Annotated in this window: 11 protein-coding genes and 1 tRNA gene; 5 read left to right on the top strand and 7 right to left on the bottom strand. The window is 56.7% G+C overall.

What is annotated here, in order from left to right; genetic code table 11:
• The first annotated feature begins 134 nt into the window (after positions 1-134).
• A complete protein-coding gene (locus tag ACN0TS_RS01515; RefSeq protein ID WP_417257547.1) occupies positions 135-1,397 on the top strand; it encodes a SulP family inorganic anion transporter in 1,263 nt (420 codons plus the stop codon).
• 207 nt (positions 1,398-1,604) lie between these two features.
• Here the strand turns inward: ACN0TS_RS01515 and ACN0TS_RS01510 are convergent, their stop codons facing one another.
• The 3 genes from ACN0TS_RS01510 to ACN0TS_RS01500 form a co-directional block, all read right to left on the bottom strand.
• Positions 1,605-2,003 carry an ACT domain-containing protein gene (locus tag ACN0TS_RS01510; protein ID WP_417257546.1) on the bottom strand — a complete coding sequence of 133 codons (399 nt, stop codon included), beginning with the start codon at positions 2,001-2,003 and terminating at the stop codon, positions 1,605-1,607.
• Positions 2,004-2,366: 363 nt separating this feature from the next.
• Positions 2,367-3,773, bottom strand: coding sequence for a type I glutamate--ammonia ligase (gene glnA, locus ACN0TS_RS01505; protein WP_417257545.1), 1,407 nt, complete (start codon positions 3,771-3,773; stop codon positions 2,367-2,369).
• An 83-nt stretch (positions 3,774-3,856) separates the two neighbouring features.
• Entirely contained in the window at positions 3,857-4,195 is a 339-nt protein-coding gene (locus ACN0TS_RS01500) for a P-II family nitrogen regulator (RefSeq protein ID WP_417257544.1), read from the bottom strand.
• Positions 4,196-4,370: 175 nt separating this feature from the next.
• Between ACN0TS_RS01500 and ACN0TS_RS01495 the strand changes: the two genes are divergently transcribed.
• Positions 4,371-6,074: an NAD(P)H-hydrate dehydratase gene (locus ACN0TS_RS01495; RefSeq protein ID WP_417257543.1), complete on the top strand. Its 1,704-nt coding sequence runs from the start codon at positions 4,371-4,373 to the stop codon at positions 6,072-6,074.
• A gap of 87 nt (positions 6,075-6,161) precedes the next feature.
• Here the strand turns inward: ACN0TS_RS01495 and ACN0TS_RS01490 are convergent, their stop codons facing one another.
• Entirely contained in the window at positions 6,162-6,470 is a 309-nt protein-coding gene (locus ACN0TS_RS01490; protein WP_417257542.1) for a hypothetical protein, read from the bottom strand.
• A 226-nt stretch (positions 6,471-6,696) separates the two neighbouring features.
• On the opposite strand from ACN0TS_RS01490, the gene ACN0TS_RS01485 reads away from it, so the two are divergent.
• A tRNA-Leu gene (locus ACN0TS_RS01485) sits at positions 6,697-6,780 on the top strand.
• Positions 6,781-6,886: 106 nt separating this feature from the next.
• Here the strand turns inward: ACN0TS_RS01485 and ACN0TS_RS01480 are convergent.
• Positions 6,887-7,282 (bottom strand): hypothetical protein, encoded by a 396-nt coding sequence (locus ACN0TS_RS01480; RefSeq protein ID WP_417257541.1) that lies wholly within the window; start codon positions 7,280-7,282, stop codon positions 6,887-6,889.
• 258 nt (positions 7,283-7,540) lie between these two features.
• Between ACN0TS_RS01480 and ACN0TS_RS01475 the strand changes: the two genes are divergently transcribed.
• Complete coding sequence (locus tag ACN0TS_RS01475; RefSeq protein WP_417257540.1) at positions 7,541-8,380, top strand: hypothetical protein; 840 nt, start codon at positions 7,541-7,543, stop codon at positions 8,378-8,380.
• 98 nt (positions 8,381-8,478) lie between these two features.
• Here ACN0TS_RS01475 and ilvN read toward each other — a convergent pair whose 3' ends face one another.
• Together ilvN and ACN0TS_RS01465 are read right to left on the bottom strand one after the other, a co-directional pair.
• Positions 8,479-9,045 carry an acetolactate synthase small subunit gene (gene ilvN, locus ACN0TS_RS01470; protein ID WP_417257539.1) on the bottom strand — a complete coding sequence of 189 codons (567 nt, stop codon included), beginning with the start codon at positions 9,043-9,045 and terminating at the stop codon, positions 8,479-8,481.
• Between the two features lie 11 nt (positions 9,046-9,056).
• Positions 9,057-10,805 carry an acetolactate synthase 3 large subunit gene (locus ACN0TS_RS01465; protein WP_417257538.1) on the bottom strand — a complete coding sequence of 583 codons (1,749 nt, stop codon included), beginning with the start codon at positions 10,803-10,805 and terminating at the stop codon, positions 9,057-9,059.
• A gap of 453 nt (positions 10,806-11,258) precedes the next feature.
• Here ACN0TS_RS01465 and ACN0TS_RS01460 point away from each other — a divergent pair, with 453 nt between their 5' ends.
• Entirely contained in the window at positions 11,259-13,139 is a 1,881-nt protein-coding gene (locus ACN0TS_RS01460; protein WP_417257537.1) for a PhoX family protein, read from the top strand.
• The last annotated feature ends 9 nt before the right edge of the window (positions 13,140-13,148 follow it).

Genomic DNA, 13,148 nt, shown 5'->3' with positions numbered 1-13,148 from the left:
TGACCCTCTCCGCCGCGCGTCGTGTTTTGTACCCCATCTGTGGTTGGCTTTGCGGGCGACGTATTCGTCTTGCTGTCCCGACCGCGCGTAGTTTTTGAACATGACAACGGATTACCGAGGCAATAGTTTCGACCATGAAACCCAAAATTCTCACTACCATGCCCGACTATACCCGCGGGCTATTTCTCCAAGACACCCTCGCAGGCATTACCGTTGCGATGGTGGCCCTGCCGCTGAGCCTTGCGATTGCCATCGCCTCGGGGGCGGACCCGTCCAAAGGTCTGGTCACCGCCATCGTCGCGGGCTTTCTCGTCTCGCTCTTGGGCGGTAGCCGTGTGCAAATCGGGGGGCCGACGGGGGCGTTTATCGTCGTTGTTTTTGGCGTCGTCGCGCAATACGGCTATGATGGCTTGGTTCTGGCGACCCTCATGGCGGGGGTGATCCTGCTCATTGCGGGGTATTTCCGCGCGGGGAACCTGATCCGTCTCATTCCCGAAGCGGTCATCAACGGCTTTACCATCGGGATCGCTATCATCATCGCAACCAGTCAGCTTAAAGACCTGTTCGGGTTGAGCCTTGCTCATGAACCCTCTGAATTCATTGAAAAGGTCGAGGCGCTTTGGTCCGTCAAGGACAGCTTCTCATTGGCGTCATTCCTTGTGGGATTGGCCACGATGGTTCTGATTGTCTTTTTCCGCCGTGCGGCGCCCAAACTGCCCGGTTTGATCGTGGCGATTGCCATCACTTCCGTGATCGCCGCTGTGGCGCATCTGCCCGTCGAGACGATCCACTCGCGGTTTGGCGATTTGCCCAACACCTTGCCGTGGCCCGAGCTGCCCGAGATGAGCGTGTCCCGTATGGTCGAGCTTCTCCCGTCAGCACTGATCATCGCCTTTCTGGCTGCTGTTGAATCGCTGTTGTCTGCGATGGTCGCGGACCGGATGATTGCGGGTAAGCACCGCCCCAATGCCGAACTTCTCGCCCAAGGTGCCGCCAATATAGGCTCCGCGTTTTTTGGTGGGATGCCCGCGACAGGGGCCATCGCGCGGACTGCCACCAATGTGCGGGCAGGGGGCAAGACCCCCGTGGCGGGGATGGTCCATGCGCTGACCATCTTGGTGGTGATGTTGGTGGCTGCTCCGCTCGTGGGCTATATGCCGCTGCCCACTTTGGCAGGGCTGCTTTTGTTGACCGCGTGGAATATGAGCGAGCCACATAAGTGGCGCGGGTACCTTGCCGAGCGTAAATCGGATGTGTTCCTGTTGTTCCTCACGGTGCTGCTGACCGTTGTGGCAGACCTCACCGTCGCCATCGGTGTCGGCGTCGCCCTCGGCCTCGCCTTCCGCCTCCAACGCCGCAACGTGCCTGATTCAAAATGGTCTGATCCCGAGCGGTGAAGGGGCAGGGGATGCGCCGCGTGGTGTCCACAGACGTCACCTGCGACCCGCTTCTCGACCCACGCAAACAAGTCAGAAGGGCGCACTGGTCAGGCGCGCCCTTTTCGTTGGAGCGTAGTGTGAAAAGGCGGCTCGTTTGAGCCCGAAGTGACTGATGATGCGTTTCGCTTTAAGGGGCGCAATGAGACCCATGCGGTATGTGAACGATCAGGGTTTGGTCGTGAACTGTTCGAGCACACGGATCGCATCCATTTCTCTGCCATCGGGTACAAAAAGATGATCGTGGAAAAAACCTGAAACAGGGTTTACCCCCATGTCATGTTTGGCGAGCGCCGTTGTAATCCTTGCCAGAAACCCCACTGCGTCGAGCGATGAATGGATGTTCAGAGTGATCATGTGGCAGGGGAACTCGTAAGCCAGCCCATTTTCTTCTGCCTCTTCTTTCAGCAAAATGAGTGTCATCCCTTCAGCTTCGTGGAACATCATTCTGGGGCGAACTCCAGTCGGAACCACACCATCGGGAACGGTTGCAAACACATATAGACCGTCGACAAGTTCCGCTGCCATACTGCCCAAGAGTGTGTCTAAATTCGTCTCACCTACCATTGTTTTCTTCCTGTTCTTTGGGAGTTTCAAGGCTAACAAGAAACGTGCAGAGTATCAGGCAGGCAAATCCGGCAATGCCCAAAACGCTGATCTTGTTCTCGAAGACTGTGATTACGATAACATCGAACCCGACAGATCCGATGCTAATCCAGATTGGATAGGTGCGCCCTAAAATGCAAGGAGCAGATCGGCCAAATCAAAGCGCGGCAACCTGCGATTATTAAAGCCGTTGTCGCGATGAGTGCGCTAGATCCGAAGCCCTCGGAGCGGGATTATTTTTGACTGGTCCGAATATTTTCCACCCACGCAAAAAAGGGCCACGCAAATGCGCGGCCCTTTCCATTTTGGTCTGACTGCTGCTGATTAGCAGGAGTAGTACATTTTGTACTCGATGGGGTGAGGTGTGTGCTCGTAGGCGTAGACCTCGTCCCATTTGAGATCCATGTAGCCTTCGATCTGGTCCTTGGTGAACACGTCGCCTGCAAGCAGGAAGTCCATGTCTTTTTCAAGCTCGTCGAGGGCTTCACGCAGCGAGGCGCAAACCGTTGGGATGCCAGCCAGTTCTTCGGCGGGGAGATCGTAGAGGTCTTTGTCCGATGCGGGGCCTGGATCGATCTTGTTCTTGATGCCGTCGAGGCCAGCCATCAGCAGGGCAGCGAAGCACAGGTAGGGGTTGGCGGATGGGTCGGGGAAACGAGCCTCGACGCGTTTTGCCTTGGGGGATTCTGCCCATGGAATACGCACACAACCCGAACGGTTCGACGCGGAATAGGCGCGCAGAACGGGGGCTTCAAACCCGGGGATCAAACGCTTGTAGGAGTTTGTCGACGGGTTGGTGAAGGCGTTGAGTGCTTTCGCGTGTTTCAGGATGCCGCCGATGAACCACAGGGCTTCGTCGGAGAGATCAGCGTATTTGTCGCCTGCGAACAATGGTTTGCCATCTTTCCAGATGGACATGTTCACGTGCATGCCTGTGCCGTTGTCGCCTGCGATTGGCTTCGGCATGAAGGTGGCGGTTTTGCCGTAGGCATGTGCCACGTTGTGCACAACGTATTTGTATTTCTGAAGCTCGTCCGCCTGTTTGGTCAGCGAACCAAAGATGAGGCCAAGCTCGTGCTGGCAGGAGGCCACTTCGTGGTGGTGTTTGTCGACCTTCATGCCCATGTCGGCCATTGTGGTCAGCATTTCACCGCGGATGTCTTGGCCGTCGTCGATTGGGTTGACGGGGAAGTAACCGCCTTTGATGCCGGGACGGTGGCCCGTGTTGCCCATTTCATACTCGGTGTCCGAGTTCCACGACGCGTCGATTGCGTCCACTTGGTAGGACACTTTGTTCATTTCAACGGAGAAACGCACGTCGTCGAAGAGGAAGAATTCAGCCTCTGGACCACAGTAGAATACGTCACCGATGCCGGAGGATTTGAGGTAGGCTTCGGCTTTTTCGGCCGTGCCGCGTGGGTCGCGGTCGTAGGCTTCGCCCGTGTCAGGCTCGACAACCGAACAGTGCACGCAGAGGGTTTTCTCGGCGTAGAACGGGTCGATGTAGGCGGAGGCAGGATCAAGGATCAGTTTCATGTCTGATTGATCAATGGACTTCCAGCCTGCGATGGACGAGCCATCGAACATGAAGCCGTCTTCGAAGAAATCTTCGTCCACTTCGGTGTGGCGCAGTGTGACGTGCTGCAGCTTGCCGCGTGGGTCGGTGAAACGGACGTCGACGTATTGTACGTCTTCGTCTTTGATGGTCTTGAGAACGTCCTTGATGCTCATGATGACCTTGTCCCTTTAGTTATGAGTGTTTCGTGTGAAGGTGTGTGGAATGGCGCAGCGGAAAACCGCCGCGTGCCAGTTCCTTAAAGCGCGTCTTCGCCAAACTCGCCTGTACGGATGCGGATCGCCTGTTCGACGGGCGATACGAAAATTTTGCCATCGCCGATTTTGTCGGTTTTGGCGGCTGCAATGATCGCCTCACAGGCGCCATCAACCTGGTCGTCCGAGAGAACGACTTCGATTTTAACTTTTGGCAGGAAGTCCACGACGTATTCCGCACCGCGGTAAAGTTCCGTGTGGCCTTTTTGGCGCCCGAACCCTTTGACTTCGACTACGGAAAGACCCTGTACGCCAATCTCTTGGAGGGCTTCTTTCACTTCGTCGAGTTTGAAAGGCTTGATGATCGCTTCGATCTTTTTCATGGACCTTTGACTCCTAATCAGTGTTCGCAGACCGTCAGACCACTTCTCAAATGCAGCTACAATCGGCTAGGCTTTGGACAAGCGGAGCCGACCATTGGATTTCCTCTGTTTGCCTATTATTTGTGCAAAGTGGATTCTTAATGGGCGGTTTGAAAACTTTTAAGGCGTTTGTAAAATGGATCTCCTCACTTCTGCTCAAATGCGCGCCGTTGAGCGTGCCGCAATCGACGCTGGTGCGGTAACGGGATTGGCGCTTATGGAGCGGGCAGGGCGCGGTGTTGTCGATGCGGTTCTGGCACAGTGGCCCGAGTTGGCACAGACGTCCCACCACGCCGTGGTTTTATGCGGTCCCGGCAATAATGGTGGCGACGGATTTGTTGTCGCGCGGTTGTTGAGGCAACGCGGTTGGGAGGTCGAGGTGTTCCTCTTTGGCGATGCCGACCGATTGCCCGCTGATGCACGTAAGATGCACGATCTTTGGGTGCAAATAGGTGAGGTCAGCGCCATGACGCCCGCTGCGGCGGGGCAGGGACAGCGGCCCGCGTTGCTCGTGGATGCGGTGTTTGGCACGGGGCTGTCGCGCCCCATCCCGCGCGATTGTGCCCTGTCATTTCAAGCTGTCGCCCGTCGCACGGATGAGGCCACAATCCACACGCGTGTTGTCGCGGTGGATGTGCCGTCAGGTATGGATGCCGACAGTGGCGCGGTGCTTTTGCCGCCCTGTCCCGTAGGGGACGCGGAACAGGTCGCGCAGTGGCAGGCGGAGGTGCAGCCCTATATCCTGCCTTGTGATCTCTGCGTGACCTTTCATCGCGCCAAGCCTGCCCATTACCTGACCGAGGTGGGGGAGTGCCGCCCTGTCATCGTGGATATTGGCCTGCCTGAAGGGCGCGCGGTCGAGGATATGTTGCCTTTAAGTAAGTTGGCGGGTGATGGCCGTGTGCGTCTGATCTGTACCGCCACGGAGGCGCAAGGGAGCAATGTGGCCGCATGGCTCAAGAAAACCGCCTACAGCCACCTGCGTGGCGGCCATAAATATGACCGTGGTCATGCGTTGATATTGGGCGGAGGCACGGGGCATGGCGGTGCGGCGCGGCTTGCGGCGCGGGCAGCATTGCGCGTTGGCGCGGGCTTGGCCACGCTTGGTGTGCCGCATGAGGCCTTGGCCGAGAACGCCGCGCAACTCAACGCGATCATGCTGCGCGAAATCGGGGATGCGACAGCGCTGACCAAGACGCTTGAGGACGACCGCCTCACTGCGCTTTGCATAGGGCCAGGATTGGGCGTGGGGCAAGGGCGCGAGCGGGATGTGCGCGATCTCGTCTCAGCGGCTCTTGCGGCGTCTGATCTGCCTCAGGGCAAACGCCGCTACGTTCTCGATGCCGATGCGCTGACCGCGTTTAGGGATGATCCCGAGGCCTTGTTCGCGATGCTGCATGAGGCCTGTGTGTTGACGCCGCATGAGGGGGAGTTCGCGCGGCTGTTCCCCGATCTGGCGGAGCGCAACCGTCATCAAGACTGCTCGACCCCGCCAATGTCCAAAGTCGAGGCCGTCCAGCAGGCCGCCAAGCGGGCGGGCTGCACGATTTTGCTCAAGGGGCCGGCAACGGTTATCGCTTCGCCTGACGGAACGGTCTCCATCCACGCCGCTCTGTATGATCGCCGCGCTGACTGGCTTGGCACCGCGGGGGCGGGTGATGTGCTTGCGGGTATGATAACGGGGTTGATGGCCAATGGCAGGGCGGGCGGCCATATCCACCAAATCGTCGAAGTCGCAACCTATTTGCATGTCGAGGCGGCACGGTCCTTTGGTGCGGGGCTTGTTGCCGAAGATTTGCCTGAGGAACTGCCCAAGGTCTTTCGTGCGATTGGTCTCTAACAGGCACGCCAAAACCGCCCCGTAGCACATACATCGGAGCGGTTCATTTCCTGTCAGGTTGGTCCTGTGTTTACGCGGTGCCGATCATCAGCTCGCGAACACTTTCCCCGTGTCGCTCTGGACCTGAATGCCATCAGCATAAATCACTTCAGTACGATCGAACGTTAGCTGAAAGAGATGCGGTGCGGGTGTATCAATGTTGCGAAGCACCTTCATGCCAGAGCGCGTGATAATGCGATCCCCTGGCTCGAGATACTCGACAGGGAGTGCACCGTCGGAGGTCATGATCGTTGTGCCCTTTGGCAGACCTGCAGTGAAATCGGGTAGAAAATCGGAAATTCGCAACCTTACGGACGGAGTCCGCCCGTGGTCACGACGCGTGTCTTTTTCAGACATGTCGTCCTCGCTCGTTTTTTACTGCCTCATTTTTTTTCCAAGCTTAGGTTAATAAATCATTAACGCCTAAAGGCTTTTGAAGGGCGATTGCATTTTTCTGACGTGGGTTGGCGAAAATGCAACTCCATTTCAGGGGGATGGCCAGCGGACGAGAGGTCATTTTGCAAAGCTGCGGAATTGATCTTGTGCCTTGCCGCATCGCACGGTATTTGTCGCCCAATCGGATGCGGGTGTGGCGGAATTGGTAGACGCACCAGATTTAGGTTCTGGCGCCTTTGGCGTGGGGGTTCGAGTCCCTTCACCCGCACCACTTTGATTTCTTTGGAAAATGTATCGAGTTGCCAGACATGAGAAAAGCGCCGTCCAAAGAGGAGGCGCTTTGGTTTTTTGTCTAGCGGGCGTCGTCTCCGAGAGCGTTATCCGCTTTTGGGAATGATCGCTTTGTCGCAATTGGCGGCGTTGACGGGGATGGACCGTGTGTCGACGCGCTTGTGGCTGGCCGCAGGGCGGGCGGTTTTGCGTGGCAGGGGTGGATTTCCTTTTGGAGCGTCTGCCGTGTGGGGCTTGGCCTCATTGTGAAGGATGTTCGGTAGGTCGGGCAGGGCTTCCCCTGTCATAGGGGTGAGCTTCTTGCAGACCCTTAGGCCGTTTTGGTTGTGAAATTCGATCACGCAAGATGTTCCTGCCTTGGGCAAGTCGCCTTCGGCGTCCATGCAGTCACGAGATTGAACATATGCCAAATCCCCATGATCGCTACACCACACAACCGCTTGCCGCTTTTGCGGGTCCGACCAAAGAACAACACCATACATCGACTACACATCCTATTGAAAAAGCGCTAACCCGACCATCATTGCATGGTGAAATGGGTCACTAAATACGTGATTATGTATCTTTCCCCTAGGTAAAATGACGCTATATAGCGTCAAGGCTTTGGGAAAATATCAACTGTAACTTGTCTTTCACAGCGCTTGCACTAGAAATAGGGAAGTGAATTTTGTTTGGTGCCGATGGGGCTGACGCTAAATGGCGTCAAGTGATCGGGCGTAAAATGGGGGGCTTGCGTCGTCATGCCACAATCAGACCTGGATACTTCGCGATCCTCTGCGCAATCGGAGCCTGCGTATCTGCGCTCGGTGTTCGGGGCAAATCTGCGCGAATTGAGCAAGTCGGCGCCCTCTATTGCGCAACTATGCCGCGATTTGCGGATCAATCGAACGCAATATAATCGCTATTTGTCGGGTGAGGCTTTTCCTCGTCCCGATGTTTTGCATCAAATTTGTACCTTTTTCAAAGTAGACGCACGGATACTGTTGGAGCCCTTGGCCGATATTTCCAACGGGGATGTCACCTATACAGGGGGCGGTTCGCGTATTAGGGCCGCTATAGAGGAAGCGGGCATTGCGCAGGTGGATGCCAAAAAGCTGGTTCCGGGGGCCTATGTGATGATGCGGCGGTCCGCGACGGACCCTGAGTATTTGGTGGTGAGTTTGGTGTCTGTGCGGCAAGAGCCGGATGGGTCCATGCAGATGTTCGGCGTTTTAACGCGGACGCTTGCGGAACGTGTGGGGCTACCCACCTCCATTCGGGAACGGCGGATGAACGGGGTTTTCTTTCAGCATCCGGGCGGTTTTTCGTTTCTCGCAATCGTGCGCAATATGCCGATCTGGGATATGGGGTTTCTTGAAAACGCCTTTATGGGCAATCCGAATTTGTTTTACGGCTACTCAATCGTGACGCAGCGGTTTGTGGCGGGGGGGCGGCTGATTGAGCCTGTCGCCTTCAAGCGGGTCGGGTCGACCATGCGCGATATGATGGCGGTGCGTCACGTAATTGGATACACCCACATCAGTAAAATGTCCCAACCCGTGCAGCAAATTTTCTCAAAAAGCGACGTGACCCCGACCTAAGCCAAGCGGGTGGGCGCACTGTCGAGCAAATGGAAAGCGGGCCTTGCTTGCAAAGCCCGCTTTGGTCGGTCGTGTGACGCACTTGTTGTGCGTGGTGTTTAGTTGTCTGTTCCGCGTCCGAGAGCCGCAACGCCTGTGCGTGCCGTCTCGATCAGGCCAAGGGGCCGCATCAGATCGGCAAAGGCGTCGATCTTCTCGGATGTCCCTGTCATTTCGAACACAAAACTTTTCAGCGTGCTGTCCACCACATTGGCGCGGAAGATCTCCGCCAGACGCAGAGCTTCGATCCGGTCATTGCCCGTGCCCTCGACCTTGAACAGCGCCAATTCGCGTTCAATCGACGGGCCTTCGACGGTGAGGTCATGGACGTCATGGACGGGCACGATGCGACCAAGCTGGGCCTTGATCTGTTCGATTACGTCGCGGGTGCCCGTGGTCACGATGGTAATGCGCGACAGGTGGCTGTCGTGGTTCACTTCGGCCACGGTGAGGCTCTCGATGTTGTAGCCACGGCCCGAGAACAGGCCGATCACACGCGCGAGAACGCCGCTTTCGTTATCGACCAGAACTGCGAGCGTATGTTTCTCGATCACTTCCGCATGATAGTCACGTAGGTCATAGGCGGAGTGGCTGGTCGAGCCTTGTTTAATATGTAGAGCTGCCATTGTGTCTCTCCTTACACCAGAACCGCGCCGTCGGATTTGATAGCGCCTTCGGTGGACGCCTCTCCGAGCAACATTTCATTGTGAGGCTTGCCCGACGGGATCATCGGGAAGCAGTTCTCATGTTTTTCAACCAAGCAATCAAAGATCACAGGGCCATCGTAGTTGATCATCTCCATGATCGCATCGTCCAAATCTTTGGGGTCGGAACATTGGATGCCCTTCGCGCCGAAGGCTTCCGCGAGTTTCACGAAATCGGGCAGGCTTTCGGACCACGAGGCACTATAGCGCTCGCCGTGCAGCAATTCTTGCCACTGACGTACCATGCCGAGGCGCTCGTTGTTGAGGATGAATTGCTTGACGGGGGCGCCGTATTGCATCGCCGTTCCCATTTCCTGCATATTCATCAGCCACGAGGCCTCGCCCGCGATGTTGATCACGAGGCTGTCGGGATGGCCCATCTGCACACCGATCGACGCGGGAAAGCCGTAACCCATCGTGCCAAGGCCGCCCGAGGTCATCCAGCGGTTGGGATCTTCGAAGCCGAGGAATTGCGCAGCCCACATCTGGTGTTGGCCGACTTCGGTGGTGATGTAGCGATCCATGTCTTTGGTCAGCGCCTCAAGGCGTTGCAACGCATACTGCGGTTTGATGATTGTCTCTGAGTTTGTGTAGGTCAGGCAGTTGATGGACCGCCATTGCGCGATCTGGTCGGTCCACGCGCTGATATCGGCGGTTTTGCGGCCGCGTGATTTCCAGACCTTGAGAATGTCCTCAAGAACATGGGCCACATCGCCGATCACGGGCTTGTCGACGCGGATTACCTTGTTGATCGACGAGGGGTCGATGTCGATGTGAATTTTCTTGGAGTGCGGCGAGAAGTCCTGAATGCGGCCGGTAATGCGGTCGTCAAAGCGTGCGCCGATGTTGATCATCAGATCACAGCCGTGCATCGCCATGTTGGCCTCATAGAGACCGTGCATCCCGAGCATTCCGAGCCAATGCTCGCCAGAGGCGGGGTAGGCGCCGAGGCCCATCAAGGTTGATGTGATCGGAAAGCCCGTGGCCTCCACAAGTTCGCGCAGCAGTTGCGACGCGGCAGGGCCTGAGTTGATGACGCCACCACCCGTGTAGAACACGGGTCGCTCGGCCTTTTCGATCATGGCCACAACATCGGTGATATCCTCGATCGAGGCTTTGACCGTCGGTTGATAGTGGCTGATGTTGATCTTTGCGGGGCCTGTGTATTCACCATCAGCGAACTGCACATCTTTTGGCAGGTCGACCAACACGGGACCAGGGCGACCTGATGTGGCCACGTGGAAGGCCTGATGCAGGGTTTCGGCCAGTTTCTCGGTGTCTTTGACGAGCCAGTTATGTTTGGTGCAGGGGCGGGTGATGCCAACGGTGTCGGCCTCTTGGAACCCGTCGGTCCCGATCATAAAGGTGGGAACCTGACCAGAGAGCACAACAATCGGAATACTGTCGAGCAACGCGTCTGTCAGACCTGTCACGGCATTTGTCGCACCAGGGCCAGAGGTCACGAGTGCCACGCCAGGTTTGCCCGTCGAGCGCGCATAACCCTCTGCGGCATGGACGGCAGCTTGCTCGTGACGCACGAGGACGTGCTTGATATCATTTTGCTGAAAAATAGCGTCGTAAATCGGTAGCACGGCACCGCCGGGGTAGCCGAATATCGTGTCGACGCCTTGATCTTTCAGGGCTTGGACGATCATTTGAGCGCCGGTCATCTGACGTGTCATCTCTTTTTCCTCTTACGCGTCTCGTGTCATGGTCGTGGGTGGCAAGCCACCATGCGGGCAATAAAAAAGCCCCCGAATTCGGGGGCGCATGGGAACCGATATGGTCAACCTGATTACAGGCCCATGCGCGTTTTTCCAATAAGTACGACAAGAATGCCAAGCATGGCGTTCGCTCCTTTACTGTGTGAAAGCGAACTTAGGACTGCGATGCGGGGGCGTCAACCGCAAAAATGGCCGCGATTATGAATAAAATGTCGCATCTACCCATTGATTTTGAAATTAAGTTACAAAAATTGGGCTTTGAGGGGCGGATTACAAAATTTTCCCCTGTCATGAAACTTTTGGAAAAGTGAAACATGGCGGTCAAGAAACCTGCTCATACCCACGCGTGACGATGGACCACGCAGGTCCACGATCTGACACAGCCATTTCAGCACGCTTCAGGAGCCAGCTATGAACGACAAGAACACGATTGATTTGTCATGGGACGACTTTGACGAGTTGCGCGATCCGCGCCCCGATAACAATGCCTTTGACGCAGTTGTAGATCGCGCCATGTCGCGCCGCGGCTTCTTGGGCGGTGTTTTGGCATTTGGTTCCGGTGCCGCTGTCATGGGGGCAGGGGTTCTTGGCTCTGTGAAGGGCGCACAGGCGCAGACGTCGCAATTTGCTTTTGCACCGATTGGCATCTCGACCGATTACGACATTCACGTCCCAGACGGGTATGAGTGGAATGTTCTGGCCCGTTGGGGCGATCCGCTGTTCTCCGATGCAAAATCGGCCTATTCGCCAGTGGGCGGTGTGGATGTCTCTATGTCCGACCGTGTGTTCGGTGAGAATACGGACGGTATGGAGCTGTTCACCGATGGCGATAAGGAAATCATCGCGGTGAACTCCGAATACGTGAACCCCAAAATCAACCTGCCCGAAGCCTCCGCAGGGATGCCGCAGTCGGCTGATGAAGTGACGCTGCTCAAGAATATGCAGGGCGTCACGGTGATGGAAGTTGCCAAGACCGCAAAAGGTTACGGCGTTGTCCTCGACAGCCCTTATAACCGCCGCATCACCCATGAGACCGTGATGACGATGGACGGTCCTGTGGCTGGCTCCGATCTGGTAAAAACCAATGCTGACCCGGAGGGTCTGTCGCCCAAGGGCACGATGAACAACTGTGGTTCTGGCCGCACGCTTTGGGGCACCTATCTGACCTGCGAAGAGAACTTCAACGGCTACTTCGGTGCAACCTCCCCTGTGGAAGGGACCGAAGGCAATATCCGTTACGGGATCGGGGGTGAAGGGCGCTATGCCTATGAGAAATTCGATCCGCGCTTTGATCTCGCCGCCGAGCCAAACGAGCCGCACCGCCACGGGTGGGTGACGGAGATCGACCCGCTTGATCCTGCGTCTACACCTGTCAAACACTCTGCTCTGGGACGTTTCAAGCATGAGAACGCCGAGATGGTTCAGGCCAATGACGGGCGCGTTGTGGTCTACATGGGCGACGATGAGCGCGGCGAGTTTATCTACAAATACGTCTCCAACGGCACTTACGTCGAGGGTGGGTCAACCGACGGTTTGCTCTCTGACGGTCAGTTGTATGTCGCCAAGTTCAATGACGATCTGACGGGCGAGTGGTTGCCCCTGACGCCAGAAGCGACGGGCATGACCATTGAAGAGATTTTGGTCTTTGCGCGGATTGCTGGCTCGAAAGTGGGCGCCACCACAATGGACCGCCCCGAATGGATCGCAGCCAACCCGCTCAAATGCGAAGCCTATTGCGCCCTGACCAACAACAAGAACCGCGGCGTGAAGCCGAACGCAGGTGGCGACGACACACCTGCGACTGGCCCCAACCCGCGTGAGACCAACAACTACGGTCAAATCGTGCGCTGGATGCCAACGGGCGAAGACCACGGTGCGCAGACCTTTACGTGGGACTTGTACGTGATGGCGGGGAACCCCGACGTCTATGACAATGCCTATGGCGGCTCTGAAAACATCACTGCTGGCAATATGTTCAACTCGCCTGACGGTATGGCCTTCTCCTCCGATGGCATGCTGTGGATCCAGACGGATGGTGACGACAGCAACGAGGGCGAATTTGAGGGCCAAGGGAACAACCAGATGCTTGTCGGCGATCCTGTCACGGGCGAAATCGCACGCTTCCTGACTGCACCACACGGGGCCGAAGTGACTGGCCTGTGCTGGTCCGCCGACAAAAAGACCGCCTTTGTGGGCATTCAGCACCCTGGTGGAAGCTGGCCAGATGGTGCTGGCAAACCACGCTCATCTGTGATCTCGGTGTGGCGCAAAGACGGCGCTATGATCGGCTAAGCGTTTGCT

The organism is Celeribacter sp. (assembly GCF_048266405.1).
Taxonomy (GTDB): domain Bacteria; phylum Pseudomonadota; class Alphaproteobacteria; order Rhodobacterales; family Rhodobacteraceae; genus Celeribacter.
This window is presented reverse-complemented; position numbering and strand designations above follow the sequence as displayed.

Excerpts from the sequence above, each read along its gene's own strand:
- ACN0TS_RS01510 (WP_417257546.1), bottom strand. The coding sequence starts at position 2,003 with ATGGTAGGTGAGACGAATTTAGACACACTCTTGGGCAGTATGGCAGCG.
- ACN0TS_RS01465 (WP_417257538.1), bottom strand. The coding sequence starts at position 10,805 with ATGACACGTCAGATGACCGGCGCTCAAATGATCGTCCAAGCCCTGAAA.
- ACN0TS_RS01475 (WP_417257540.1), top strand. The coding sequence starts at position 7,541 with ATGCCACAATCAGACCTGGATACTTCGCGATCCTCTGCGCAATCGGAG.
- ACN0TS_RS01495 (WP_417257543.1), top strand. The coding sequence starts at position 4,371 with ATGGATCTCCTCACTTCTGCTCAAATGCGCGCCGTTGAGCGTGCCGCA.
- ACN0TS_RS01460 (WP_417257537.1), top strand. The coding sequence starts at position 11,259 with ATGAACGACAAGAACACGATTGATTTGTCATGGGACGACTTTGACGAG.
- ilvN (WP_417257539.1), bottom strand. The coding sequence starts at position 9,045 with ATGGCAGCTCTACATATTAAACAAGGCTCGACCAGCCACTCCGCCTAT.
- ACN0TS_RS01515 (WP_417257547.1), top strand. The coding sequence starts at position 135 with ATGAAACCCAAAATTCTCACTACCATGCCCGACTATACCCGCGGGCTA.
- glnA (WP_417257545.1), bottom strand. The coding sequence starts at position 3,773 with ATGAGCATCAAGGACGTTCTCAAGACCATCAAAGACGAAGACGTACAA.
- ACN0TS_RS01480 (WP_417257541.1), bottom strand. The coding sequence starts at position 7,282 with ATGTATGGTGTTGTTCTTTGGTCGGACCCGCAAAAGCGGCAAGCGGTT.
- ACN0TS_RS01490 (WP_417257542.1), bottom strand. The coding sequence starts at position 6,470 with ATGTCTGAAAAAGACACGCGTCGTGACCACGGGCGGACTCCGTCCGTA.
- ACN0TS_RS01500 (WP_417257544.1), bottom strand. The coding sequence starts at position 4,195 with ATGAAAAAGATCGAAGCGATCATCAAGCCTTTCAAACTCGACGAAGTG.